Here is a 26290-nt window from a genome sequence, read left to right as displayed (position 1 = left end):
CAACAAAGCCTCTAGGTAATTATTCGGGAACTCATTGATTTTAAAGCGACAACATGAGGTAACACCCATAATTAGAAAAGATCGATGTTCCTTTGACGCTCTACGAAAGATAATTGGTGCTTATCTCAAATTACACTCTTATAATGATTGTGTTATCAATATGTTCGATAATCATGGATGTAAGTCTTGGACAAAAATCAGTACCTTCTTGAAACAGAATTAGAAAAACTCAAAACTCGAGTCGACTCTGAGCCATCGGTGATCCTAGAGATTGCCCAACAGTGCCTAGTCCGATCAGAGCAAGTTCTGTTTGAAGAGGGTGCCATCCAGTCATTAATGTTAATGGCAAGATGTAGCTGGAACCTGATGGATTACCAAAAAGGTTTAAAATACATCAAGGAAGCCTACAAGCGCCAAAGCCGATTAGATACCGATCTTTTTCTGCCCGAAATCCTCCATTTACACGCGCTCCAGTTCTGGGGACAAGCCAAGTACTATTCCGCCCAACAGTTCTGGATCAATGCTTTAGAGCAGTCCGCGTTGGTTGATGAAGTCGAAATTCAAATTGAATGCCTCATTGGCCTTGGCAATATTTGGCGGATGACCCACGAATATAAACTTGCACGTTCTACCCACCAGCTTGCCGTTAAAGTTGCTAACAACAGCCGCATTGGTTGGTTAGAGGGTAAAGCCAGAATACTGCTTGCGTGGGATTACTACCTGCTCAACAACTATGTTGAAATGCTGTCGGTATTAGACGGTGCAGAAGAAGCATTAAAAGACCATAAAGATAACACTTGGCATGCTGAGGTGTGGGACTTCCGAGGCTTAGCACTTCTTGGTCTTGAACGCTTAGATGACGCAGAGCGCGCCACGGCCAAAGCGCACAATCTGGCAGTTGAACACAACCTAGTTTGGATGAAAGCGCACTCATACATCAGCCGAGCTAGATTGGAGCTCCTGAGAAAAAGACCAGAACAAGCGGCGGAATTACTGAGGCTCGCTGAGCAATCCGCAAACGAGTTCGATAATGGGGAGTTGCTAAGCCAAATCTGTTACCAACAATCTTTGGTAGCGGAAGAAAACCAAGACTTCCAAGCCGCGCTCGTCGCCTTTAAAAAGTACCGTCAATATTCTATCGGCATGCTCAAAGAGCAAACGACACGTGTTGGGTTAGATAAAGCGCGCAGTTCAAAACGCCAGCTTGAACAGAGAGCACGAAAACTGATTAACCGTATTCGCGGTCAGCACGAGTACGATCCTGAAAAGCACCTCTCTTACGTTGTCTCTGAAACCTTTTGGTGGGAAAAGTTGGTGCTGTTCAAGACAGAGCTTAAACGCTCGAACCACAGCATCATTATGTTCCATCATGTCGATACTGATTACTTAGATGTTTGCACCGAGATTGCTCATGCTTTATGTAACCAGAATGACTTCATTGCAAGACTAAGTTCTGAACGTGTGGCCCTTATGCTTTCCGAAAAAGGCGAAGCCGCAGAGCAAACCTTCCAAACTCTCAGCACCATGCTCGATATCTATCCATGGCATAGAAAAGGATTAAAAGGTTCGAAACCAAGCGTCAGCCTCAATGATATTTTGACGTTCCCGTTCACGCTTGAACAACTCGAAGAAGACGATGCTGAGGTAATAGAATAATGGAAACTCTATTAAGCAAGATCACAGACGCCGGTTTAGACCCTTCATCAGTATCAGGTGAAGAAGCGATCATCTTCTGGAACCACATTCGTCAGCACGTTTCGACAACGCAAACAGAGCAAGCGCACTGCTATATCATTAGCTCTGAATACCGTGCCGAGTTACAACAAAATCAAACCAGTATCGAAGAGTTGAGACGAGCACTCGATCTGCTCCACCTTCCTGCCGATATCGAAGATATTCTGACAGTCAAAACCAGTTTAAGTGACCGCTTAGTTGAAACTGGTGATTACACCTCAGCACTCAATGAATTCGTCAGTTCGTCGACTATCGCGGTTGAACACGGTCATATCGATGAGTATGTATTAGCTATTTTAGGCATGGGCAACCTGTGTGATTCCTATGGCGATCACAACAGAGCACTTCGTTACTACCAAAAAATCAGCAGCATAGACCATGCGATAAGCAGTCGCTCACTTCGCCTCAAATTCAAGCTGCATATGGTAGCAAGCCTACTTCTACTCAATCGCATTACAGCAGCCAGCGATTTACTGAATGAGTGCGAAGAACTGAGTATTTTGGTCAGTGACAAGTTGCTCACAGCTCAAATACTGCTTTACCAAGCAAAGGTGCTGCGCGCTAAGAAAAAACACCATGAAGCGCTACGCTGTCTGTCTAAGGTTCAATACCCAGCCAACAGCACTCAAGCAAGCTGGCTTGCAACCATGACTCGTCTAGAGCTCTCACATTGCCTAAGTGCAACCGGCAAGCAAGACTACGCGAGCATGATTTTGTCGAGCACAGACAAACGCGTGAAAGCCTACTCGTCGCCAGTACTTGCAAAACGATTCTACGATTCGCTGAGTGATGTGTGTATGAATCAAGGGCGTTTTCAAGAAGCGCTAAGCTATGAGAAAAAAGGCTACCGAATTGAAACCGATCTGATGAAGCAGATCCCGATCAGTGAACTCGGTGCAAGCCAGCTACGCCGACTGTCTCGTTTTGAGTTACAACTCAAACTCATTCTCTCTGAACAAGAGAACAAAGAGCTCAAAGAGACAACCGAACAACACAAGAATGCGGTGGCTCAGCTTCAACAAGACGTATTCACAGATCCATTAACAGGGTTGCACAACCGCCGCTGGTTAGATGTGAAACTGAAAGACATGCTGCTGCACGATACCTCTTTCGCGCTGATGGTTATTGATATTGACCACTTCAAGTCTATCAATGATGAACTGAGTCACTTAGTGGGTGATAAAGCGATTGTTAGCGTGTCTCAAGAGCTGCGTTCATACTTTAAGTTTAGAGGCGCATCGTGTGTCAGGTTTGGCGGAGAAGAGTTCCTCGTCATTCTAGAGAACACTGATCTTCCGAAGGCAGAAACGCACTCTGAAAATTATCGAGAGCGCATTTTCCAATTCGGTTGGCATGAGATACTTGGGGAGCGCGGTTTGACCGTGAGTATTGGTATCACTTTGCATCGTGACGGAGAGAATACTCAACGCACCTTCTACCGTGCGGATAAAGCGCTATACCGAGCTAAAGCCAACGGCCGTAATCAAGTGTGTACAGAGTAGTGGCATATAGCTCTGTAGCTTAGGCCAACTGCTTATTGATAAAAGAACAGAGAAATACCAGCAAGGGCGGCAAGTGTGCCTATGATACTTTGCTTTGACACCTTCTCCCCTTTCAGCGCATAAATCACCAAAATAAAGACCGGGCTGGTCGCTATCAACGTTTGTGCAATCGCAGGGTTAGCATTCTTCAACGCCACTTGTTGAAGCCATAGAGCGAGAAACGTCCCGACAAAGATTGCTCCTAATAACCACAGTTTATCGAGCTTGGTCATTTCCCATAAATCTCTTTTTATCGATGAATACGGCTTCTTTTCAACGAAAGGGATAATCAGCATCACAGCAAACACGCCAATCGTCAGGCGAATCAAAGCACCTAACAATGGTGGAATATCACCCGCCACTAACGCGTAATGAGAAATAACCACACCAGATGCCTGACAGACACTCGCCACAAGCCCATAACCAATGCCACCCCACTGCGCTTTGTTATTCGATTCACCGCTCGCCGATTTTGATGGCTGGAAGACAACGAAGGTCACCGCTAGTGTTGTAATCACGACACCGAGCCAACTTTGCACTGTCAATACAGCGCCCAGGAACATTAATGCCAGCACACCAGAAAGAGGCGGGGCTAAAGATTCCAGTAACAGCGTCTTATTGGCACCGATTCTTTTCAACGCCGCAAAATAGGCGCTGTCTCCAATCGCAATACCAATCACACCTGAAATTGCCAATATCAGAAAATGGTTGGTACTCAATTCAAATTCAGGCATCGGTATTAACGGCATGACCAACAGCATCATGCCAGAGGCTACTACACCCTTAACAATGTTCAATTGCATCGCAGAGAAGCGATGTCCAAATTGCCCATAGATCCATGTCGCACATGCCCACACAATTGCAGCGCCAATGGCCGCCAATTCACCTATATACATCCGTATTTATCCCTTGTGGTTATGCACGTCATTTAGAATCGTAGCTGTCATCATTTCAGCTGAAATACCAACCAGAAAGCCGAAATAGCCTCTTCAAACGCGATGAAATTTTATAAGATTCATCAATGCTTTTATTCGCATTAGAAGCGACAACACATTATTTTCAACTCGGTAAATCATTTTTATAACAATTACTTGGATGATAGCGTAGTATATTTATAACTAATATCTAACATTACAAGGATCTGTTATGTTTTTAGACTACTTTGCGCTCGGCTTACTTATTTTCGTAGCATTAGTAATCTTTTACGGCATCATCGTTATTCACGATATTCCCTATGAAATTGCGAAAGAACGCAATCACCCTCATCAAGATGCTATTCACGTCTCAGGCTGGGTTAGCCTATTCACTTTACATACTATTTGGCCATTTCTTTGGATTTGGGCAACATTATGGCGCAAAGATCGTGGTTGGGGCTTCGCTAAATTAGAAGAAGAACAACACGATATTCATCATCGCGTCGATATTCTCATCGATCAAGTGAGTACTCTTCAGGAAGAAATCGCACAGCTCAAGCAAGCAGGTGCTGAACAAAGCAGTCCAGAGAAAGAGACAAACAACGTTCAAGATCAGGAGGCTAAGTAATGGATTTACTGCTGATAATGACCTATGCGGCACTTTGTATCACCATTTTCAAGGTGTTCAATATACCGCTAAATAAATGGACAGTACCTACTGCCGTACTTGGAGGTGTGATCATAGTAGGTACCCTAATTCTACTAATGAACTACAACCATCCATTTACACAAATCGGTAACCAAGTTTACTCAACAACGCCAGTCGTTTCAGGCGTTAGGGGTAAAGTTATCGAAGTGCCTGTAGAAGCAAACAAACCTCTGAAGGAAGGGGATATTCTTTTCAAAATCGACCCAGTTCCATTCGAAGCTGAAGTCGCAAGGTTAGAAGCTAAGGTAAAAGAAGCAAGCCAAGGTGCGCTTGGAATGGAATCTGAAGTGGTTGAAGCAGAGGCTGCAAAAATCAAAGCCATCGCGGAAAGAGATAAAGCTCAACGTGAATTCTCTCGTTACAAGCGCGGTTATGACAGCGGAGCCTTCACTGAGCAACAATTAGATACTCGCAGACAAGCTTACAAGGCATCAGAAGCCGCCGTGAAAGTGGCAGATGCTAATCTAGAACAGGCAAAAATCGCCTTAGACTCTGAAATTGGTGGCGAGAATACAGCCGTTTTAAGCTTACTGGCTGAATTGCGTAAAGCTCAGTTTGATTTAGAGCAAACCGTGGTTCGAGCTCCCACTGACGGATACGTTACGCAGCTAGCATTGCGCCCAGGCGTTATGGCAGTGCCGCTTCCTTTAGCTCCGGTAATGACGTTTGTTCACACAGAAGAACAATTCTATACCGCTGCGTTCAGACAAAACTCCTTACAACGCCTGCAACCGGGTTACGAAGCTGAGTTCTTGTTTAGAGCATTGCCAGGGAAGATATTCAAAGGACGTATTGATGAAGTGATTCCAGCTATTGGTGAGAGCCAATTCCAAGCTAGAGGCGCGCTTCTAGGTACTGATGCGTTGCGTACCAGTGGTCGTGTGTTTGTTAAATTGAGCATCACTGATGATCTGTCTGACTACCATTTACCTATGGGTACCGCGGTTGAAGTTGCCGTTTATTCTGACAGCTTCACTCACGTGTCTATCATGCGTAAGGTCCTTATTCGCATGAAGAGTTGGCAAAACTATCTATACCTAGACCACTAAACGGGCGTAGATATGTGACGAACCCGCTTAACACATTGTTAAGACGAATGAAAAAGCCAGACCCGCTCTGGCTTTTTTGTTGCTTGATTAACCGTAAAATTGCGCTTTTTACACGATATTTAGGTGTTCAGATGGAATTTTAGACATCTAGACACTTACCTTCCCTTATGGAAGGGTTCTACTGTATAATGCGCGCCTTATTTTTTATATTTGCCCAAAAAACGTTCTCATTGAGACGCATATTAATAATGGCGAATATTCGTTCTTTATTAAGCTTTATCTTTCAGTATTCGAGGTTATCTATGAACTTTTCAGCTAAAACAGTGGTCGTTATTGCCATTGGCGCGGCACTGTACGGCATTGGTGGTTTACCTATGTTTGGTGTCCCAGTGTTTGCGAACACGACATTGAAACCAGCGATGGCAGTTCTAGCACTGTTTTCTGTTTTGTTCGGCCCAATTGTTGGCTTCTTAGTTGGCTTTATCGGTCACTGGGTTACGGATCTATTCGCAGGCTGGGGCGTGTGGTTAACTTGGGTTTTAGGCTCAGGTATCGTAGGTATGGTTATCGGCTTATTCCCAATGATGACTAAGAACCGCCTTCAACAAGGTGAACTGCCTATGAAGGACTTCGCGCTGTTTGTGGTACTTGCCCTTGCCGGTAATGTGGTTGGTTACGGCTGCTCTGCATTCCTAGATACCATCCTTTATGCAGAACCGTTTACTAAAGTCTTCACTCAGCTGTCTATCATCGCAGCGGGTAACACCGTTCTGATCGCTGTTGTGGGCTTACTGATCCTAAAATCAGTCGCTAAACGCAACAAACAAAGCCGCAACCTGACTGAGGCATAAGCGATAATGACTATAGCATTTTCGAACTTCTCTTTTAGATATGAGTCGCTGGATAAACCGACGCTAAAAAATATCAATCTAAGGATAGAGAAAGGAGAGAAAATCGTCATTATTGGACCAAGTGGTAGTGGTAAATCTACCCTAGGTCAATGCCTTAACGGTCTGATTCCTCATGCTATCAAAGGTGAGGTGACTGGCTCTCTAGAGATCAACGGTAAGAACATTTCTGATTTTTCTATGCACGACTATACCGAGCAGGTTGGCACAGTATTACAAGATACTGATAGCCAATTTGTCGGTTTGAGTATTGGCGAAGACATCGCATTCGCACTGGAAAATCAGTTAGTGTCGAACATTGATATGTACCCTCTGGTTAAGTCGACAGCAAAAATGGTCGACTTAGCAGATATGCTTGATCGCTCGCCACATGATTTATCCGGCGGCCAGAAACAACGCGTGTCATTAGCGGGCATCTTAGTTGATGACGTTGACATCCTGTTGTTTGATGAACCTTTGGCTAGCCTTGACCCGAAAACGGGTAAAGCGACTATCGAAATCATCGACCAACTTCATAAAGAAACCAACAAGACTATAGTCATCATCGAGCATCGCCTTGAAGATGTACTACATCGCGATATCGATCGAGTGATCTTGATGGAGCGCGGTGAAATTGTCGCGGACATGACACCCGATGAAATCTTAGCTTCTGAACTGCTTGAAACACACGGTATTCGTGAACCACTTTATTTATCTGCTCTGAAGGCAGCGAAAGCACCTTTGACCAGTGAAGATAAGCTATCAAACCTCAAAGCTCTCGATTACAAAAGATTCCGCCCTGCGGTTCAGGCTTGGTTTGCAGAGCGCCCGACTCCAGTTGCCGAGAAGCAGTACCAACCTTTGCTTGAGGTCCACGGCCTGACTTACTCTTACGATGGTGAAAAGAACGCTCTCGAAGATGTCAGCTTTAAGATTGGTAAGGGTGAGTTCGTTTCAATCTTAGGCAAAAACGGTTCAGGCAAATCTACCATCACTAAACTCATCATGGGTGTGATCGATGCCGATTCAGGCTCTTCCTATCTAAATGGTGAAGACCTATCTGAGCTTTCTATCTTTGAAAGAAGCCAGAAAGTCGGTGTCGTGATGCAGAACCCAAATCATATGATCTCTCATCATATGATTTTTGATGAAGTTGCATTCGGTCTGCGTAATCGTGGGGTTGCAGAGCAGGAAATCAAAGAGAAGGTGGAAAACGTTCTTGAGCTGTGTGGCTTGAGCAAGTTCCGCCACTGGCCAATCGAAGCGCTAAGCTACGGTCAGAAAAAACGCGTAACGATCGCTTCGATCTTAGTATTGGAGCCAGAGCTTCTGATCTTGGATGAACCAACAGCGGGTCAAGATTACCGCAACTACACCTCAATGCTGGCGTTTATCCAAAAGCTTAACCGCGAGTTAGGTATCACCGTCGTGATCATTTCACACGACATGCACCTTGTTCTAGAGTACACCACACGCTCAATTGTCATTGCTGACAGCAAGCTGATTGCCAATGCCGCGATGACGGAAGTATTCAGTCAGCCATCGCTGTTAGAACGCGCAAATCTTTGTACCACCAGCATTTATGAACTCGCGACTATGATGAAAATCGACGACACCAACGCATTCATGCAGTACTTCATCGACTACGAGAGAAGCGCTCAATGAACGTATCAAAAGTAAAATTCGGCATCAATTACATTGATACAAAATCACCGCTTCATGCACTTAACGGCATCACCAAATTTGCGCTCTTCTTAGCTTGGGTAACCGTGGTCTTAACTACGTTCGACCTAAGATTGATTGCACTGCTTATTGTGACTGGTTTATACCTGCTAAAGCTGACCAATGTGCCTGTACGCGTATATAAGCCTCTGTTATTGGGTACGGCGAGTGTATTGAGCCTAAATGCTTTGTTCATGTATCTGCTGGCTCCACAGCAAGGTACTGAGCTCATCGGCAGCAAAACCTTATTGCTGACATTGCCGGGTAACTACTCGTTGAGCCAAGAGACTCTGTTTTACTTGGTTACTGTGACGCTCAAATACATGAGCATGTTCCCGATAGCGTTGATTTTTGTCTTCACAACGCATCCGACTGAGTTTGCAGCTAGCCTCAACCGTATCGGTGTTCCTTACAAGATCGCCTATGCGGTCAGCTTAACACTGCGTTACTTGCCAGAAGTTAAGAAAGACTTCATCAATATCATGCATGCTCAACAGGCTCGTGGTGTAGAGCTCTCAAAGAAAGCGCCTCTAATTACTCGAATCAAAAATGTGGCTAAGGTTCTAGGCCCGCTCATTTTCTCTAGCTTGGACCGAGCAGACGAGATCTCTAACGCAATGACGTTACGAGGTTTTGGCCGACACAAAGCTCGCACTTGGTATAGCTATGCACCTTTGAAACGTATCGACTTTGTTTGTTTAGGTGTCATCGCTTTTATCGTGGTGTTAGCCATTGCGAAACGCATTCTAGAGCCGCAGTTATTTTGGTATCCGTTCTAGTCATCTGAATTAGCATTGATAAACAAAGACTTTAAATAACACACCGCTCAATAGGGCGGTGTTTTTGTTTATGCCAAAATCTAATTGATAATTGAACCAATGACACAATACTGACTATATTTAACGATAAATTGACCAGTTATTTACCCTTGGAGTTTGAGATTTAATTCATAGGCTCTTAATATACTCGTTTACAGAATGTTACAATCAGTAGAGATTTGTAATGGCTCGAATTACTCAAGTACAAAAACTAGAAAATCAAAAAAACTACGATGAGATCGTACTAAACCTTTTTCTGGCTGAAGGACATGAAGCACTAACTTATGCAAGGATTGCTCAAGAGATTGGCATTAGTTTAACGACGCTTCAGGGCTATTATCCGTCGACCCGCGCTATTCGTTCAGTACTTCACGAACACATGCTATCGATCGTTATAGACGGTCTAGACTTTTCATCGGAAGCGCTTTTTATCCAATCTTGGCAAGCCGCTCTAGATAATGAGCAGTTTCGATACGTGATTAAATTGATGTTTTTCCATGCTTCGCAAATAAAGAACCCTGAGCAATTTAACCTCAGCTCGAACGGCGAATTTCGTGAAAAGATGTTGGACAGTTTAGGCAACGACTCAGTTCGAATCCTTGAAATGGTAGTCGGACGCTCAATGTTCTATCTCACCAACTTCAAGTAACGCTAACCAGCTTACTGAAATAGAAAAAGGGAACCCTAGGGTTCCCTTTTTTAGACTTTCAGAAAAGTGAGCAGCGATGACCTGCTCAACTTATAGACCTAATTTAGCTTGTAAAAAACGGTCGATAACGGCGGCAAACGCAGCTCAATCGATGTGTCTAGCCCTTCGCTCTCTACAGATTCAATCTCAGCAGTCTGCTTCACTTCAAAACCGCTGCCTGCATAGTCGACAGAGTCTGTATTCAACAACAATGCGTATTCACCTTTTGCAGGAACACCTAAGCGGAAATGCTCGTGAGGCACTGGCGTAAAGTTAGACACTATCAATACTCGCTCACCAGATTCACTGATGCGCTCGTGCGCAAGAATGCTCGCTTCAGCAGAGTCCTGTAGACGCCATTCAAAGCCTTTCGGATCAAAATCAAGATCGTGCATTGCAGCTTCAGAGCGGTACAGATTGTTCAGGTCTTTCGTTAAACGCTGAACACCTTGATGACGCTCGTAATCCAGCAAAAACCATTGCAGCTGGTCGTCATGGTTCCATTCAGCCGTCTGACCAAATTCTGCACCCATGAAGTTCAGCTTCTTACCTGGTTGCGCATACATGTAACCCATATAAGCACGTAGGTTTGCCGTTTGCTGCCATTCATCACCAGGCATCTTGTTGTGGATAGAACCTTTACCGTAAACCACCTCATCGTGAGACAGAGACAATACATAATTCTCACTGTGTGCGTAAACCAGTGGGAAGGTAATCGTATCGTGGTGATATTTACGGTTGATTGGGTCTTCTTGAATGTAAGACAAGCTGTCGTGCATCCAACCCATGTTCCACTTAAAGCCAAAGCCTAAGCCGCCCATAAAAGTCGGTGCTGAAACACCAGGGAAAGCCGTTGATTCTTCAGCAATCGTCATCGCATTCGGAAAGTGTTTATACACTTCTTCGTTCATCCACTTAAGGGTTGCGATAGCGTCGTAGTTTTCGTTGCCGCCATCCGCATTCGGGATCCATTGGTCATGGCTACGCGAATAGTCGAGGTACAACATCGAAGCAACCGCATCAACACGGATGCCATCAATGTGGAATTGCTCGAACCAGTACAGTGCATTAGAAACTAAGAAACGACGAACATGCTCTTTGCCTAAATCGTAAATGTACGAGTTCCAATCTTGATGCCAACCACGACGTGGATCTGGATCATGGAATAATGGCGTACCATCGAAGTTTGCTAGGCCGTGATCATCACTTGGGAAGTGAGCAGGAACCCAGTCCAGAACAACGCCAAGACCCGCTTGGTGACATTGATCGACGAAGTATTTGAAATCATCTGGAGAGCCAAAACGGCTAGTCGGTGCAAATAGACCTACAGGCTGATAGCCCCAAGAACCGTAGAATGGATGTTCTGAAACTGGCATTAGTTCAACGTGCGTGTAGCCAAGATCCGTTAGGTATGGGATCAGCTCTGCCGCAAGCTCGCGATAATTTAAGAATTCACCTTCAGCGTTACGCTTCCAAGAACCTGCATGCAATTCATAGAACGAAAGCGCTTCTTTGCGCTTTTGCGTTACCGGGCGATTTTGCCATTGAGTATCTTGCCACTGGTAACGAGCGTGATCGTAAGTTACAGATGAGAACGATGGGTATTGCTCAGAGTAGAAACCCCATGGGTCAGCTTTGTGTGGTAAGCCTTCGCCATTTGGTCCTTTTAATTCAAACTTGTATTGAGCGCCTTCTTCCAGTTCAGGAATGAATAAGCCCCACATACCGTAATCTAGGCGTTGCATTGGGTGGCGGCGACCATCCCAAGCGTTGAAGTTACCCACCAAGCTTACCGCAGTTGCATGCGGTGCGTACACCAAGAAACGCGTACCTGAAATCGTCTGTCCATCACGCTCTAGCGTAATAAACTGAGCCCCCATGTGATGATACATATCTTTCGGTGTATGAAGATCTTCATAACTCGCGTACAGATCGTGGTACTGGTAAGGATCATCGATGATCTGTTCTACGCCAGCCCAATCAACCGCAAGCTTATAGTGAGTAAAACGTAAGTCTCTCTCTTGCTTAAGAATGAAACCACTTTCACCCTCTCGCGCTAACTCAATACGAGGTTCCTTTCCAACAATCAACTCGACTTTATCTGCCCCAGGAATCCACACACGTAATGCACCTTGCTCAGAAGGTAGGTATGGCCCTAAAAACGCGAATGGGTCTGTGAAACAAGCCTGTGATAGTTGGGTATATATTTGTTTTTGCTTTGAAATCGAACTTAGTTCCAAAACGTTTCTCCCTAACCAAACATCCAAAAAACATAATACAAAAATGCCCGCTATTAGTGCGGGCAATATAACGACGGTTTATTCTACCAGATGAGCATTCATTATTGAGTGACCGAGGTTGTAGTTTCGTACGGCGTAAGCAAAAAACCACCTAATTTCAAGTCACTCAATATCATTACTTACCTGCTTTTTCTCGAACGTCAGTCAGCTTAGAAGCGATACGATTAACGCCTTCGTGAGCAAATATTTCGTCCAAGTTCATTGATAGTTTACGACGCCAGTTAGGGTATTCATCAACCGTGCCAGGAATGTTTACTGGCTTGTCCATCTCTAGCCAATCTTCTAGCTGAACGCTCAGTAGTGTTGAACCACCAGCCGCTACGTGCAGTTGAAGTGCCTCAGCAAGGTAAGAGTCCATCGGTACTTGGCTCGCATCGCGGCCCACACCTTCTGGTAGGAAACCATGCCATGCTACTGAATCTAAGATACCTTGCTTGCACTCTAGGCGGTCATCGAACAAGGTTTCTAATTGTTCTGCATCTGGGTATAAGCCAATCTCTTGGCCCATTTTTAGGTCATCACAGTGCCAAAAGCCGCGAAGCGTTGGCATATCGTGAGTACACAGCGCCGCCATCGATTGTGATGCGTAGTGTTTTGGTGAGATGAAACCACCGTCGTCTTCTGATGTTTCGAAGAAGAACACTTTGTAAGAATGCACGCCAGCATCTGCAAGGATGTCGACAATCTCATCCGGTACCGTACCTAAATCTTCACCGATAACGCTACATTGGTAACGGTGAGACTCAAGCGCCAGAATAGACAGCATATCTTGTACTGGATAGTAGATATACGCGCCCTTAGTTGCGTTCTCACCTTTTGGAATCCACCACAAACGCAGTAGACCTAAAACGTGGTCGATACGCAGTGCACCACAGTGCTTCATGTTCGCACGAAGTAGCTTGATGTAAGCGTCGTAGCTTGTTTCTTGAAGCACTTCTGGATTTAACGGAGGTAGACCCCAGTTCTGACCCAAAGGACCAAGAATATCAGGTGGAGCACCAATGCTCGCATCCATCACTAGGTTGCCTTCGTCAGCCCAAGTCTCGCTGCCTGAATCTGCAACACCTACCGCTAAGTCACGGTACAGGCCAACAGCCATGCCCTTCTCTTCTGCAAGAGACTGTGCATCGTTGATCTGGCAATCTGCTAGCCATTGCAGGTACATGTACAGATGAACGTTTTCTAAGTTCTCTTTGATGTATTTCTGTGTCGCTGGGCTGTCGAATGTACGGTACTTCTCAGGGAATACCGGCCATCCCCACATGCCAGAATCTTCTGCATGCAGTTCACCATGTAGAGCATCAAACGCCGCTTGATGCATCAGGCTATCGCCACCCTCTTCTACGAAGGCTAAGAACGCTTGTGCACGGTCGCTGTTTTTGTCTAGATGACGAGTCTTAAATTCTGCGAATAGCAGAGGCAAGATGCTCATCTTAAGCTCAGACACTTCGGTGTAGTTTACCCAGTGTGCTTCACGCGCTTTTTGTAGACGCTGTTGGAACTCTGCGCTGCCGACTGTTTGTTGTGCTTCTGCACTTAGTGCAAATTCAGGAACTGAACTCACATCAATGTATAAGATGTTCAACCAGCGACGAGAAGATGGGCTATATGGGCTCGCACCTTCAGGGTTCGCAGGGAACAATGAGTGAATTGGGTTTAGACCAACGAAGTCACCACCACGAGAAGCGATATCCGCAACAAGCTGTTTTAGGTCTCCGAAATCACCAATACCCCAGTTATGCTGAGTTCTTAGGGTATAAAGTTGAACACTGGGTCCCCAAAGCTTTTTGCCTTGCTCGATTGGTGACTGCTTGAAACACGCTTTTGGCGTAATAATCAGTGTCATCTCGTAAGGCTTCTTACGGCGCTTACGGCTCACAATGAGCTTGTGATAACCCCATGCCAAATCACTTGGCAATGCAAACACTAAAGGGCCACCCTCGGCACGCTCGTCACGAATGACTTGAGATTGAAGATAGCCTTCAAGTACCTCTCCTTGCTCGGTTTCTAAGCGCCAGCTGAACTCACTTTCACGAGCACTTACACCTAGATTAAGCGCCACTTCTACTGGCTCACCGTCACGCAAGACAAGAACTGGGTCTAGTACATCTTTTTTGTGTTTTCTTTCTGCTGACTTAAGCAGTGCATCATCGCTGCTTGTATCGTAGCCCAACGAAGCCAATAGAGACGTGATCGTCTCGTCTGATACTTGTGCTTCATCGCCCCACGCACTAACGTAACTGTCGGCAATGTTTGCCATTTCTGCGACTTGTTTTAATACGGTCTGTTCTTTCATCGCTCTCTCCGAAAACGTTCTGACGCTTTCTATTTTGTAGGGTTGTTAATTTAATTTTTACTAATCAATTAGCTTGTGACAATCGGTTTGTAAGCAGCTTGTTTATAAACGAAACCTTTAAGCCTTTCGTTTGCTCACAAGCTAATTGAGCCAAGGCAGAAACTGCCTTGGCTACTTTGGAAGTATTAACGGTTAACCGCTTCAAGTTTCCAGATGTTGTTCACGTAGTCGCGGATAGAGCGGTCTGATGTGAACTTACCAACCAATGCTGTGTTAAGAATTGCTTTCTTAGCCCAACCTGCTTGGTCTTTGTATTGCGTGCCCATGTCTTCGTGCGCTTTCACGTAAGATGCGAAGTCAGCAAGACATAGGTAAGGGTCACCACCGTCTAGCAGGCTATCAAACGTTGCACGTAGAAGGCCTGGTTGACCTGGAGTGAACTCATCGCCAGTCAGTAGGTCTAGAGATGCTTTCAGTAGTGGGTCTGCATTGTAGTAGTCGTATGGGTTGTAGCCTTGAGCTTTCAGAGCTTGAACACCATCAACGTCTAGGCCGAAGATGTAGATGTTTTCATCACCCACTTCTTCACGAATCTCAACGTTTGCACCATCCATCGTACCGATAGTTAGCGCGCCGTTTAGAGCCATCTTCATGTTGCCCGTACCAGATGCTTCTTTACCCGCTAGTGAGATTTGCTGAGAAACGTCTGCTGCAGGGATGATGATTTCAGCCATGCTTACACGGTAGTCAGGAATGAATACCACTTTCAGTTTGTTACCGATGCGAGGGTCGTTGTTGATCTTCTCTGCAATCTTGTTAACCGCGAAGATGATCTCTTTCGCTAGGTGGTAACCCGGTGCTGCTTTCGCTGCGAAGAAACATACGCGTGGCTCACACTCGAAACCAGGTTCGTTAAGAATACGGTGGTACAGAGATAGAATGTGTAGCAAATCTAGGTGCTGACGCTTGTATTCGTGAAGACGTTTGATTTGAACGTCAAAGATAGCGTTAGTATCTAGCTCGATACCCATGTTCTCTTGAACCCAATCAGCTAGGCGCTGTTTGTTTTCTTTCTTAACAGCCATGAATTCTTTTTGGAATTTCGCGTCTGTTGCAAACTTAGCGATGCCTTCTAGCTGCTCAAGTTTTGCTGGCCATTCAGTGCCGATCTTACCCGTGATTAGCGCAGATAGACCTGGGTTACAGAACTTCAACCAACGACGTGGCGTGATGCCGTTCGTTACGTTAGTCAGTTTACCTGGGAAGATTTCGTTGAATTCAGGGAACAAGTCTTTCTTAACCAGTTGAGAGTGAAGCGCAGCTACACCGTTTACTTTGTAAGAACCAATCACACATAGGTTTGCCATGCGAACCATACGGTGGAAACCTTCTTGGATGATAGAAAGCTTCGCTTGCTTCTCACCATCACCAGGCCACATCTTGCGAACTTCTTGCATGAAGCGGTGGTTGATTTCAAAGATGATTTCCATGTGACGTGGAAGAAGACGATTGATTAAAGATTCAGACCAAGTCTCTAGCGCTTCTGGAAGTAGTGTGTGGTTCGTGTAAGCGAACGTGTGAGCACTGATTTCCCATGCTTGATCCCAAGATAGACCTTTCTCGTCAATCAGGATGCGCATTAGCTCAGGAATCGCGATCGTTGGGTGTGTATCGTTCAGCTGAATCGTTTCTTGCTTAGGCAGATCTTCTAGAGAGAAACCTGCTGCTTCGTGGCGACGTAGAATATCGCGAACCGATGCTGCTGAATGGAAGTACTGCTGCATTAGACGCAGAGTCTTACCTTTCTCGTGGTTGTCGTTCGGGTAAAGAACTTTAGTGATGTTACCTGCATCGATTAGCGAGTGTTGCGCTTCGAAGTAATCACCGTTGTTAAAGCTTGCTAGCGAGAATGGTGCGATTGCCTGACATTCCCAAAGACGCAGCGGGTAAACCGTGTTTGACTCGTAACCTACGATAGGTAGATCCCAAGGCATTGCTTTTACTTCCATACCTGGAACCCAAGTACGAACTTCTTTACCGTCAACGAATTCAACGTCTACATGACCGTAAAAACCAATATGTTGTGCTAGTTCTGGACGAGCTACTTCCCATGGGTAACCTTCAACACCACGCCATGCGTCAGGTGCTTCTTGTTGACGACCGTCTTGGAAAGATTGTTTGAATAGACCGTACTCGTAGTGAAGACCGTAGCCTACTGTTGGGTATTCTTGAGCGGCACAAGAATCCATGAAACAAGCAGCTAGACGACCAAGACCACCATTACCTAGTGATGGGTCGCGTTCTTCTTCTAGAAGGTCAGTTAGGTTTTGACCTAGCTCTTCCATTGCATGAGTGATCTGTTCGTAAAGACCCATGCTGATCAGGTTGTTACCTGTTAGACGACCAATCAAAAACTCTAGTGATAGGTAGTTAACGCTCTTAGCGTTCTTAATTTTTTCATCATTTTCAGTTTCTAGCAGGTCAAAAGTCGTTAGCTCTGCAAGAGCACGACCCATTGCTAGATACCATGAACGGCTGTCTGCTGTTTCAACGGTTGTTGCGTAGGTTGCAGATAAATGTTTCTTAACACTCTCTTGGAATGACACTTTATCGAAAGTTTTTTGCTGAGTTGGTTTCATTTCAGAAATCTCGCTTTTAATAGTTCTAATTCATCTGTGACATATCGTGCATGGTCACCATAAACTAAACATCCTCCCGCTAATGCAACTGACTAGGAGTAGATGGGAGGGCGTAGGGGGCGTACCGACTTAGGGTTAGTGATCTGACTCTCATGTTCTGACTGAGAACAAAAACTTGGAGTGACTAAGATCACAAGCTCCCGTTCGATAACTTAACTTCAATTGATGTGACTTTTATTTAACCAGATTAAAGTCATTGTCAAATCTGATATTCAGATCACGAAAATAATTTCCAACTCTCATCTTTTGCATAGATTCCCGTGTAGGGATGAACGAAGTCACATTCACAAACCAACCCGCAACGTGAGCAAAGTCTCAAATAAAGGGCGTAGACACCCAAAAACATGCAGGAGTGCAAGGTTTCTGAGGAGGATCGTAGTCGGTAACGTTTGGCTTCACGTAATATGAGTAAAGACTTAAGTAATTAGGCTCATGTCATTGGAGTGCACTCAACGATAGATTGGGATATTCCAGAACATAGCCACGGAATAGGTGTAAAACTTCGATATGTGGATCCCTTCGAAACTGACTCGTCCCGGCCGCTTACATAATGCAATCCTACGACCTAGGGTTCTCGATCTGCTTCACAATGCAGATTGCTATAAGCTTGTGTTGTTCCGCTCTCCAGCGGGCTACGGCAAAACCACCATGGCTGCACAATGGTTGGTAGATAAACCCAATGTGGGTTGGTACAGCATTGATGATAGCGACAACGATGCCTTCCGCTTTATCAACTACCTACTTCAATCACTTAATAAAGCGACTCAAAATGCCTGTCCGAATGCCCAAAAGCTGGCAGAAAAACGACAGTTTTCATCGCTGCATTCTTTATTAAGTGAAGTATTTGCCGAGATGTCGGAATTCCATCACGAGTGTTTTCTGGTGTTGGATGACTATCACTTGGTCAACAATGACGACATCCACGAAGCCATGCGCTTCTTCCTCAAACACATGCCCGATAACCTAACGTTGGTTGTCACCAGTCGTGGTACGCCACCACTTGGTACAGCAAACCTGCGCGTTCGTGACTTAATGATCGAATTAGGTAATGACTCGTTGGCGTTTGATACCGAAGAAACCACACGCTTTTTCAACCAACGCGTAGCCGACGGCATTGATGACACGACGGCAGATAGCATTTGTAGTTATGTAGAAGGTTGGCCTTCTGCACTACAACTTATCGCGCTACAAGCACAACACCAAAAACGCACTCTTGCACAGTCCGCAGAGTCATTCTCTCACTTTAACCACGCCCATCTTTGGGACTACTTGGTTGAAGAAGTATTCGACCTGCTAGACAAAGAAACCCGACAGTTCTTGATGCAATGTTCTGTGCTTGATCACTTCAACGATGAGCTTGTGTGTGCACTTACACAGCGTGAAGATGCGTTAGGTATGATCGAATCACTCAACCGTTTTGGTTTGTTCATCTACCCGCTTGAAGGTGAAAAGAACTGGTATCGCTTCCATAACTTGTTTGGTGAATTCCTCGCACATGAGCGCCAAGCTCGAATTCCTCAGCAAGAAGCTGAACTGCATCGAAGTGCTGCAAAAGCGTGGATCAAGCAAAACACACCACACCAAGCACTACGTCACGCACAGCGCGCTGAAGATCCAGAACTGATCATTCAAATCCTGACTGAGCACGGTTGGCCGATGTTCAACCAAGGTGAGCTTTCGTCATTAGAAATGGCGATCAAACAGCTAACCAAAGATCAACTATACAGTGAGCCAAAGCTTTCGATGTTGCGTGCTTGGCTTGCACAAAGTCAGCACCGTTATGACCAAGTGGGTACTTTGTTGGAAGAGGCTGAGACTCAATATCAAGCTCGAAACATTGAACTCGATACTCAGCAGCAAGGCCAATACAACGCCTTACGCGCACAAGTTGCCATCAACAGCAATGAGCCTGAGAAAGCATTGGAATTGGCTGAGCTTTCGTTGAGTCAGTTGAACACCACCGTTTATCGTAGCCGCATTGTCGCAACCTCGGTTGTAGGCGAAGTGAATCACGTAATGGGTAACCTAAGCCGTGCGCTACCGATGATGCAACAAACAGAAAAACTGGCACGTCAGTATCAGGTTTACCATCAGGCCCTGTGGGCGATTCTGCAACAAAGCGAAATCTTGATTGCTCAAGGTTATGTTCAAGCTGCATTTGAGCTACAAGACAGTGCATTCAAATTGATTGAAGAACATCAGCTGCAATACGTACCTCTGCACGAATTCTTGCTGCGTGTTCGCGCTCAGATCTTCTGGTGTTGGAACCGACTAGATGAAGCGGAAGAGTGTTGCTACAAAGGCTTAGATATCCTTGGTCACCACTCTCCGAGTAAACACCTGCACAGCTATTCTATGTTGGCTCGTATTTCATTGAGCCGTGGTGAGATTGATAAAGCGTCGAAATTTATCGACCAGATTCAGCACCTATTGCGTCAATCGACTTACCACGTAGATTGGACGGCAAATGCTTCTCTTTCTTTGATTCTGTTCTGGCAAGTAAAAGGCGATAAAGAGGCGATACGTGATTGGCTGAGTGTGGCGGTTCGACCTGAATCGGCAAGTAACCACTTCTGCCAACTTCAGTGGCGAAACATCGTTCGTGCTCACATCATCCTTGAGCAGTATGAAGACGCAGAAGAAGCGCTAACTTTCCTTAAGAGTGAAGCCCAGCGTTCGCACCTGATTACAGACACCAACCGCAACTTGATCGTTGAAGCCGTGTTACGTACACAAATTAACGATGAAGACAGCGCACGAGTACTGCTTGAAGAAGCGCTTCATATGACTAACCAAACCGGTATGGTCGGTAACTTCTTAGTCGACGGTGGGACTATCGGGCATATCTTGGATAAGTTGAGCAACAAGCCTGGCTTAGGTGATTTAGAACGTCACCGCGCGCAACAAATCATGAAGGATATCTCCACGACCCAACGCAGTCGTTCGGTGCATTTCGATGAAGACTTTGTTGAGAACTTGGTTAATCACCCGAATATCCCTGAGCTGGTGCGCACTAGCCCACTCACTCAGCGTGAATGGCAAGTGCTTGGTCTGATCTATTCAGGATTCAGTAATGAGCAGATCGCTCAAGAACTCGATGTAGCGGGTACCACGATCAAGACTCACATCCGTAACCTTTACCAAAAACTCAATATTGCTAACCGTAAAGAAGCAATCAGCACAGCGGAAAACTTGCTGCAGTTGATGGGGTACTAAAACGGATTCGAGATTGATTCGAGATTGATTCGAGATTGATTCGAGAAAACATAAGCTAGTCACCGATGGTGGCTGGCTTTTTTTTCATCTGAAGTTTAGAACCTAAAAATGTAGGAATGGGAAAAGTAAAAAGACGATCACCAAACGACAGGCAAAAAAATAGCCAACCGCAATAATCGCGATTGGCTCTATATATTTGTGAACAAATCATAGGTTCACTAACAACGTCAGTTGGCTAGGTGACCCTCGGCTTAAGAAGGATCAATGTATATAATGCAGTTAGCGTGCCAACTTTTATTCGACGTTTTATAAGCCCTGCATCGCATAAAAACCATGAATTTGTCATGCGAATTGCAAAGTGCATTTGCATAATGCAACCAAGATGCAATATCGATAAGAGATCAGTTTCATCGCTGCTCTTAATGACAAATCACTAAGTGGTTGTTATCTAAATGTTAGGCAAATATTCACTTCAACTTATTGCCTTACAATTAATAGAGTAATAAAAGCCCTTCCCCAAAAGCATATTCATACTTTTTTTACACTAAAGTTTGTATACTGCACAAAATCATCCTCAACTCTATGAAGCAATGAACTACTTAAGTACTTTTTTCAAAGGCATGGCTATGGGCGCAGCAGACGTTGTTCCTGGCGTGTCGGGCGGAACCATCGCATTCATCACTGGTATCTACGATACGCTGCTAGAAAGCATTCGCAGAATTAACCCTAGCGTACTTGGCTTATGGAAACGCGAAGGCTTCAAAGCCGCGTTTAATCACATCAATGGTTTCTTCCTAATTTCACTGTTCGCGGGCGTATTCACGAGCATTGCGACATTCGCAAAATTGATTTCTTGGTTATTAGTCACCCACCCTGTTCCACTGTGGTCTTTCTTCTTCGGCCTGATCTTGGTCTCGGTTTTCCATATTCTTAAGCAAGTAGAGAAACGCGATATGATTCGCTTCGTGTTTTTGCTGCTTGGCGTTGCTTTCGCTTATAGCATTACCGTGCTTAAACCGCTGCAAATGGAACCAACCAGCATCAACGTATTGATTGCGGGTGCGATTGCTATCTGCGCGATGATTTTACCCGGTATTTCAGGCAGCTTTATTCTGCTCCTGATTGGCATGTATGGCCCCGTGCTTGGCGCCGTTAAATCATTTCAAGTCGATGTACTTGCGCTATTCCTTGCGGGCTGTGTGATCGGACTGCTGACTTTCTCACATGTACTGTCTTGGCTATTGCGTTCATTCCGCGACTTCACATTGGTATTCTTAACCGGTTTGATGATCGGTACGCTGCCTAAGATCTGGCCTTGGAAAGAGACCATCAGCTGGCGCACAAACTCAAAAGGTGAACAAGTTCCTCTGATTCAAGAAAACCTATCACCGTTTGATTTTGAAGCGGTAACCTCTCAGCCTTCTCAGTTGGTCATGGCGATTGTGATGATGTTTGCTGCGATTGCATTGGTTTTAGGCCTGGAGAAGTTCGCAGAGCGTAACGCTGACTAATCATTCAACGTATTTCTGGAACATGTTCAGAATGGATAGAACTTAGAAATACTAAGCTCACATATCTATTAAACAGACAAAAGCGAAGCCAATGGCTTCGCTTTTTTAGTTCTACCATACGCACAAAATTGCTTTTTGATACAAGCACGTATTGAGTGGTGTGATACCATCGCCGTTCTTATAAAATCAAATGAGAACACGACATGCACCCAGCATTAAAGGTTGCTGCGCTCGGTATTGCGCTGGTCGCTGGCTTTTATGGACCACAGGCAGTTGAGCAATTTAAATCGGTAGTAGAGAGCCACTCTCCTGACGTCAACTTAGATGACTACTGCATGCTTTCAACAACATGGTGTGAGCAAGACAGCGTTGCTATGACCCTTGAGCATGAAACAGCTCAACCTCTAGTCCCAACAAAAATCAAAGTGGTGTGGGAAGGCGCGGCCTCTGAAACCTTGATGCTATCGCTGACCGGTTTAGAGATGGAAATGGGCTCAGCACGTTTCCAATTAAAAAATACTGGTAACAACATCTATGAAGGTGATGTCATTTTACCCGTGTGTACCATGGATCACATGACTTGGCTTGGTGAGCTCACCGATGGTGTTGAAACCGTAAAACCTGCAATAAGGATGGCAAGATGAGTAGAAATTGGTCGTTAGCATTGGTTGTCGCTTTTGTACTTGGCTTTGGTGTCAAAAGCTATCTTGATGGGCAAAACGAAGTTCAAGAACAACACGCTGCAAAACAAGAGTTCTCCGCAACGACTCTTTTCGGCAAAGACAACCAACCAACGGAAATCTTTGACCAAACCGATGACAGAATTCGTATCGTTTACTTCGGTTTCACACGCTGCCCAGATGTGTGCCCCACTTCTTTGGCTATGTTGGCCGGAGCACTTAACCAAGTCTCTGATGAAGCAAAAGCCAAGATTCGCCCGATGTTTGTCTCTCTCGACCCTGAGCGTGATGCAGCAGAGGCCTCATACGAATACGCACAATACTTCCACCCAATGATGGAAGGATTAAGTGGTCCTTTGGATGTGACAACCACGCTTGCACACAACTACGGTGTTATTTTCAGAAAGACCAAGCTGGAAGGTTCAGAGTTGGAATACACCCTTGACCACAGCTCATATTTTTATTTTTTAAAGCCCGACGGTACCTTGATTACCAAAGTGCCGCATACGTTAACGCCAGCGCCGATTGTTGAGGCCATCAACCAATTGACGCAGTAAAACGTAAAAATAAAGAACTTAACCAATAAAGTTCGAACAAAAAAGTCAGGTCCCAGACCAAAACATAAAAATTAAGGACAACAACATGAAGTTAAAAGCACTTGCTCTAGCAGGCTTATTGCTCACTCCCCTTGCTCACGCTAATAGCGACATTATGGTTCATGACGCGTACGCTCGTGCAACACCGCCTTCAGCAGTGAACAGCGCGGTATTCACGACTCTGATGAACCACAGCGATAAAGATCGCGCTATTGTTTCTGCGACAACGCCAGCAGCAGGAAAGGTAGAACTTCATGATGTTATCGTTGACGGCGACGTAATGAAGATGCGCCAAGTTCAACAAATCACAATCCCTGCAAATGGTGAAGCGGTACTAAAGCCAGGTAGCCTACACATCATGTTGTTCGACCTAAAAGATGGTCTAAAAGAAGGTGAGCAGATCGAAATGACTCTGACTTTCGCTAACGGTGAAACGCAAACCTTTGACGCGCCGGTTAAGAAAGTAATGAGCGGCATGAAAAAGATGAATCACGATCATCACTAATCGGATTCATAATCAATGAAATAAATTAAGCCACGAGGACTTCTCGCCATCGTGGCTTTTTGTTAAACTGAGCGCGCTTTTTATTCAAAGCCTGAACACATCAATAAACCAAGGAGAATAGAAGATGATTGTAATGAACACACTAAAACTGGCAGTAAAAGTAACGCGTTAATTTGTTTGGTTAATCAAACTTAAACACCGATCTACCAACTTATCGTCATCCATTGACGACCGCACACTTTTACCCGGTTTACTGTTGATCATAAGTGATCAATACCTGCATGCCCAACAACGCATGACTAAATCCGGGGTCCTATCTATTTGAATTCGACCCAAGCACAAAACATTTTTGACGTCTCGACGCTTTTTGATATGACTAACGCTTTTCGATCTCATCAACAACCTGAGATCTTACAAGACGTTAATGCTCTCATAAGAAAAGAAAGCTCGCACGTCTGGGTAAATAGACATGAATTCACAAAACGCATTTTCTCATCCAATGTCACTTCAACAACTTGGATGGCAACCTGTATTCCAACAACAACTGACACTCGAAGACTATGACCACTCCGTCATTGCTCGTATCGTCGCACATCACCGTAGTGGCTATACATTAGCGTCAGAGCAAGGTGAAATTGTTCTACCCATCCACCAAAACCAACCGGCAATGACCGTTGGCGACTGGGTGATTTTGAACTCTGATCTGCAATTCGACCGCTTACTAGACCGTCAATCGCTCTTCCGCCGTAAAGCTGCTGGCAGTCGCGTAGCTGAACAATATATTTCAGCCAATATCGACACGGTTTTTATCGTGGTGTCGTTAAATAACGACTTTAACCTAAGCCGCATCGAGCGTTATCTCGCTCTCGCTAATGAAGCGCAAGTTGAAGCCGTTATCGTACTCACCAAGAAAGACTTGTGTGACGACTACCAAGACAAAGTACAGCAAGTACAAAGCCTAGACCCAATGCTGATGATCGAAGCGGTCAACAGCCTAGATCAAGACTCAACCCAAGTACTTTCACCTTGGTGTAAAATCGGCAAGACCGTCGCGCTAATGGGCTCTTCTGGTGTGGGTAAGTCGACTTTGGTTAACTCATTGCTAGGTGAAGCATCGCAGGCAACTGGTGGTATTCGTGAAGACGACAGTAAAGGTCGTCATACAACCACATCACGATCACTCCACTTGCTCGCATCAGGTGGCTTGCTTCTCGACACTCCAGGAATGCGAGAGCTACAACTTGCAGACTGCGCTGAAGGCGTGAGTGAAACTTTTTCAGACGTCGAAGAGTTAGCAATGCACTGCCGCTTCTCTGATTGTCATCATGAATCAGAGCCGGGATGCAAGATAAGGGCTGCCATTGAGAGTGGTGAACTGTCTGAAAGACGATTTACTAACTATCAAAAGCTACTGAGAGAGCAAGCAAGAAACGGCGCTTCTCTTGCAGAGCAACGCGCTAACAATAAGCAGCTTTCCAAAATGTACCGAAACGTACAGTCAGAAAGCCGCAATATTAAGAAAGGCTCAGCTTAAGCAGTTGGATATTGACGGTAATCTGAGTTAATCGCTCAACGCTGAGCTGAAACACCGAGCCCCACGTGTCAATCGCGTGGGGCTTTATCTACAAATTCCCTTCCTCATCAACAAGGGATATTAATATTAAGATATCGTCTGCTTCCGAAAGTAAAAATTCACCATTTATAATAGTTGGAATTTTTCTTAGCGAGTTAATCATCACGTTAATGATTCTCTTTATCCAGTTCAATATAATTCGCCCTTGAACAATAAAGTTAAAATACGATTAATCGCGTCACTTTTACTATCAGATTGACTGAATATAACGAACATAAAGTGGCTTTGTTTCCTAATTGGATCTCAGATAGAAACGGCCAGTATGGGTGATTATTAGGCTATTTCTATCGTTTTAGGCATACCTAACCCTGTGAGCTTATTCAACGCTTTAATCATGGCGTAGGTTTCACCAACCTGAGCATTATAGTTTCTTAAACTTAATCGCCCACCAAACAGTGTCTTTACACGGAACATAGCCGTCTCTGAAAGTGACCGTTTATGGTAACCGTACTTCTTTTTCCAATGTTTATTTGAGCCGTATAATTTCTGGCAAGCTACCGCCAGATTACGGGGGTGACCTCGTAACCAAAAAGCAGCACCTTCTCTCGGTGGAATAAGTGGAACAGCTTGTTTAATACGTATTGCTTCGTAGCATTGTCTTGTATCGTAAGCTCCATCACCAGATATCTCATTGATTCTACGACGAGTTTGATTCAGTAAATTAGGAAGAGCTTCACCGTCAGTGACATTCGATAAACTTAACTCAGCCGCAATGATTTCATGAGTGCCAGTGTCTACGGCTAAATGGAGCTTACGCCAAACTCGACGCTTCCCGTCAGTACCATGTTTTTT

The 26290-nt window shown here is 45.0% G+C and carries 19 protein-coding genes; 14 read left to right on the top strand and 5 right to left on the bottom strand.

The features are described 5' to 3' along the window. The first annotated feature begins 186 nt into the window (after positions 1–186). Together AB6E54_RS10050 and AB6E54_RS10045 are read left to right on the top strand one after the other, a co-directional pair. Positions 187–1656, top strand: a complete 1470-nt coding sequence (locus AB6E54_RS10050) for a hypothetical protein (protein WP_019821666.1) — start codon at positions 187–189, stop codon at positions 1654–1656. Further along, positions 1656–3236, top strand: a complete 1581-nt coding sequence (locus tag AB6E54_RS10045; protein WP_372057814.1) for a diguanylate cyclase domain-containing protein — start codon at positions 1656–1658, stop codon at positions 3234–3236. The genes AB6E54_RS10050 and AB6E54_RS10045 overlap by 1 nt, the downstream gene beginning before the upstream one ends. A 32-nt stretch (positions 3237–3268) precedes the next feature. Here AB6E54_RS10045 and AB6E54_RS10040 read toward each other — a convergent pair whose 3' ends face one another. Further along, positions 3269–4171: a DMT family transporter gene (locus tag AB6E54_RS10040; RefSeq protein ID WP_017061876.1), complete on the bottom strand. Its 903-nt coding sequence runs from the start codon at positions 4169–4171 to the stop codon at positions 3269–3271. A 250-nt stretch (positions 4172–4421) separates the two neighbouring features. Between AB6E54_RS10040 and AB6E54_RS10035 the strand changes: the two genes are divergently transcribed. The 6 genes from AB6E54_RS10035 to AB6E54_RS10010 all read left to right on the top strand — a co-directional run bounded on the left by AB6E54_RS10035 (position 4422) and on the right by AB6E54_RS10010 (position 10023). Further along, positions 4422–4817: a DUF3302 domain-containing protein gene (locus AB6E54_RS10035; RefSeq protein ID WP_017064245.1), complete on the top strand. Its 396-nt coding sequence runs from the start codon at positions 4422–4424 to the stop codon at positions 4815–4817. Next, the gene (locus AB6E54_RS10030; protein ID WP_372107308.1) at positions 4817–5947 is read left to right on the top strand and encodes an HlyD family secretion protein; all 1131 of its coding nucleotides are present in this window, start codon (positions 4817–4819) and stop codon (positions 5945–5947) included. Before AB6E54_RS10035 ends, AB6E54_RS10030 begins: the two co-directional genes overlap by 1 nt. 302 nt (positions 5948–6249) lie before the next feature. Next, positions 6250–6798: an ECF-type riboflavin transporter substrate-binding protein gene (locus AB6E54_RS10025; protein ID WP_065583792.1), complete on the top strand. Its 549-nt coding sequence runs from the start codon at positions 6250–6252 to the stop codon at positions 6796–6798. 6 nt (positions 6799–6804) lie between these two features. Beyond that, positions 6805–8499, top strand: a complete 1695-nt coding sequence (locus AB6E54_RS10020) for an ABC transporter ATP-binding protein (RefSeq protein WP_017064242.1) — start codon at positions 6805–6807, stop codon at positions 8497–8499. Further along, on the top strand, positions 8496–9335 hold the full coding sequence (locus AB6E54_RS10015; RefSeq protein WP_017064241.1) for an energy-coupling factor transporter transmembrane protein EcfT: 840 nt from the start codon (positions 8496–8498) through the stop codon (positions 9333–9335). The genes AB6E54_RS10020 and AB6E54_RS10015 overlap by 4 nt, the downstream gene beginning before the upstream one ends. 223 nt (positions 9336–9558) lie before the next feature. After that, a complete protein-coding gene (locus AB6E54_RS10010; RefSeq protein WP_065583791.1) occupies positions 9559–10023 on the top strand; it encodes a hypothetical protein in 465 nt (154 codons plus the stop codon). A gap of 98 nt (positions 10024–10121) precedes the next feature. On the opposite strand, the gene glgB is transcribed toward AB6E54_RS10010, so the two are convergent. From glgB to AB6E54_RS09995, 3 genes are all read right to left on the bottom strand, one after another. Beyond that, positions 10122–12302: a 1,4-alpha-glucan branching protein GlgB gene (gene glgB / locus AB6E54_RS10005; protein WP_017064240.1), complete on the bottom strand. Its 2181-nt coding sequence runs from the start codon at positions 12300–12302 to the stop codon at positions 10122–10124. 175 nt (positions 12303–12477) lie between these two features. Beyond that, the gene (gene malQ / locus AB6E54_RS10000) at positions 12478–14658 is read right to left on the bottom strand and encodes a 4-alpha-glucanotransferase (protein WP_017067441.1); all 2181 of its coding nucleotides are present in this window, start codon (positions 14656–14658) and stop codon (positions 12478–12480) included. A gap of 185 nt (positions 14659–14843) precedes the next feature. Continuing rightward, positions 14844–17297 carry a glycogen/starch/alpha-glucan phosphorylase gene (locus AB6E54_RS09995; RefSeq protein ID WP_102332726.1) on the bottom strand — a complete coding sequence of 818 codons (2454 nt, stop codon included), beginning with the start codon at positions 17295–17297 and terminating at the stop codon, positions 14844–14846. 567 nt (positions 17298–17864) lie between these two features. Here AB6E54_RS09995 and malT point away from each other — a divergent pair. From malT to rsgA, 6 genes are all read left to right on the top strand, one after another. Next, positions 17865–20573 (top strand): HTH-type transcriptional regulator MalT, encoded by a 2709-nt coding sequence (malT, locus tag AB6E54_RS09990; protein WP_229648267.1) that lies wholly within the window; start codon positions 17865–17867, stop codon positions 20571–20573. 590 nt (positions 20574–21163) lie between these two features. After that, a complete protein-coding gene (locus tag AB6E54_RS09985) occupies positions 21164–22084 on the top strand; it encodes a DUF368 domain-containing protein (protein ID WP_017064236.1) in 921 nt (306 codons plus the stop codon). A 203-nt stretch (positions 22085–22287) separates the two neighbouring features. Next, a complete protein-coding gene (locus tag AB6E54_RS09980) occupies positions 22288–22728 on the top strand; it encodes a hypothetical protein (protein WP_017064235.1) in 441 nt (146 codons plus the stop codon). Further along, positions 22725–23321 carry an SCO family protein gene (locus AB6E54_RS09975; protein WP_065583787.1) on the top strand — a complete coding sequence of 199 codons (597 nt, stop codon included), beginning with the start codon at positions 22725–22727 and terminating at the stop codon, positions 23319–23321. The genes AB6E54_RS09980 and AB6E54_RS09975 overlap by 4 nt, the downstream gene beginning before the upstream one ends. 85 nt (positions 23322–23406) lie before the next feature. Further along, positions 23407–23865: a copper chaperone PCu(A)C gene (locus AB6E54_RS09970; RefSeq protein ID WP_065583786.1), complete on the top strand. Its 459-nt coding sequence runs from the start codon at positions 23407–23409 to the stop codon at positions 23863–23865. 469 nt (positions 23866–24334) lie between these two features. Continuing rightward, the gene (rsgA, locus tag AB6E54_RS09965) at positions 24335–25399 is read left to right on the top strand and encodes a ribosome small subunit-dependent GTPase A (protein WP_372107306.1); all 1065 of its coding nucleotides are present in this window, start codon (positions 24335–24337) and stop codon (positions 25397–25399) included. A 372-nt stretch (positions 25400–25771) separates the two neighbouring features. Here rsgA and AB6E54_RS09960 read toward each other — a convergent pair. Next, the coding region (locus tag AB6E54_RS09960) for an IS5 family transposase (protein WP_372168868.1) at positions 25772–26290 on the bottom strand (519 nt) is incomplete at its 5' end.

It is taken from the genome of Vibrio sp. 10N.247.311.49, from assembly GCF_041467655.1.
Taxonomy (GTDB): Bacteria; Pseudomonadota; Gammaproteobacteria; order Enterobacterales; family Vibrionaceae; genus Vibrio; species Vibrio crassostreae_C.
Note: the sequence above shows the minus strand (reverse complement) of the source record. Positions and strands in the feature narration are given on the sequence as shown.

Bases quoted from the DNA above. Each gene is read 5' to 3' on its own strand.
- AB6E54_RS09970 (WP_065583786.1), top strand. From the start codon at position 23,407: ATGAAGTTAAAAGCACTTGCTCTAGCAGGCTTATTGCTCACTCCCCTT.
- AB6E54_RS10010 (WP_065583791.1), top strand. From the start codon at position 9,559: ATGGCTCGAATTACTCAAGTACAAAAACTAGAAAATCAAAAAAACTAC.
- malQ (WP_017067441.1), bottom strand. From the start codon at position 14,658: ATGAAAGAACAGACCGTATTAAAACAAGTCGCAGAAATGGCAAACATT.
- AB6E54_RS09985 (WP_017064236.1), top strand. From the start codon at position 21,164: ATGAACTACTTAAGTACTTTTTTCAAAGGCATGGCTATGGGCGCAGCA.
- AB6E54_RS10015 (WP_017064241.1), top strand. From the start codon at position 8,496: ATGAACGTATCAAAAGTAAAATTCGGCATCAATTACATTGATACAAAA.
- AB6E54_RS10020 (WP_017064242.1), top strand. From the start codon at position 6,805: ATGACTATAGCATTTTCGAACTTCTCTTTTAGATATGAGTCGCTGGAT.
- AB6E54_RS10045 (WP_372057814.1), top strand. From the start codon at position 1,656: ATGGAAACTCTATTAAGCAAGATCACAGACGCCGGTTTAGACCCTTCA.
- malT (WP_229648267.1), top strand. From the start codon at position 17,865: ATGTGGATCCCTTCGAAACTGACTCGTCCCGGCCGCTTACATAATGCA.
- AB6E54_RS09975 (WP_065583787.1), top strand. From the start codon at position 22,725: ATGAGTAGAAATTGGTCGTTAGCATTGGTTGTCGCTTTTGTACTTGGC.
- rsgA (WP_372107306.1), top strand. From the start codon at position 24,335: ATGAATTCACAAAACGCATTTTCTCATCCAATGTCACTTCAACAACTT.
- AB6E54_RS10035 (WP_017064245.1), top strand. From the start codon at position 4,422: ATGTTTTTAGACTACTTTGCGCTCGGCTTACTTATTTTCGTAGCATTA.
- AB6E54_RS10030 (WP_372107308.1), top strand. From the start codon at position 4,817: ATGGATTTACTGCTGATAATGACCTATGCGGCACTTTGTATCACCATT.
- AB6E54_RS09980 (WP_017064235.1), top strand. From the start codon at position 22,288: ATGCACCCAGCATTAAAGGTTGCTGCGCTCGGTATTGCGCTGGTCGCT.
- AB6E54_RS09995 (WP_102332726.1), bottom strand. From the start codon at position 17,297: ATGAAACCAACTCAGCAAAAAACTTTCGATAAAGTGTCATTCCAAGAG.
- AB6E54_RS10025 (WP_065583792.1), top strand. From the start codon at position 6,250: ATGAACTTTTCAGCTAAAACAGTGGTCGTTATTGCCATTGGCGCGGCA.
- AB6E54_RS10040 (WP_017061876.1), bottom strand. From the start codon at position 4,171: ATGTATATAGGTGAATTGGCGGCCATTGGCGCTGCAATTGTGTGGGCA.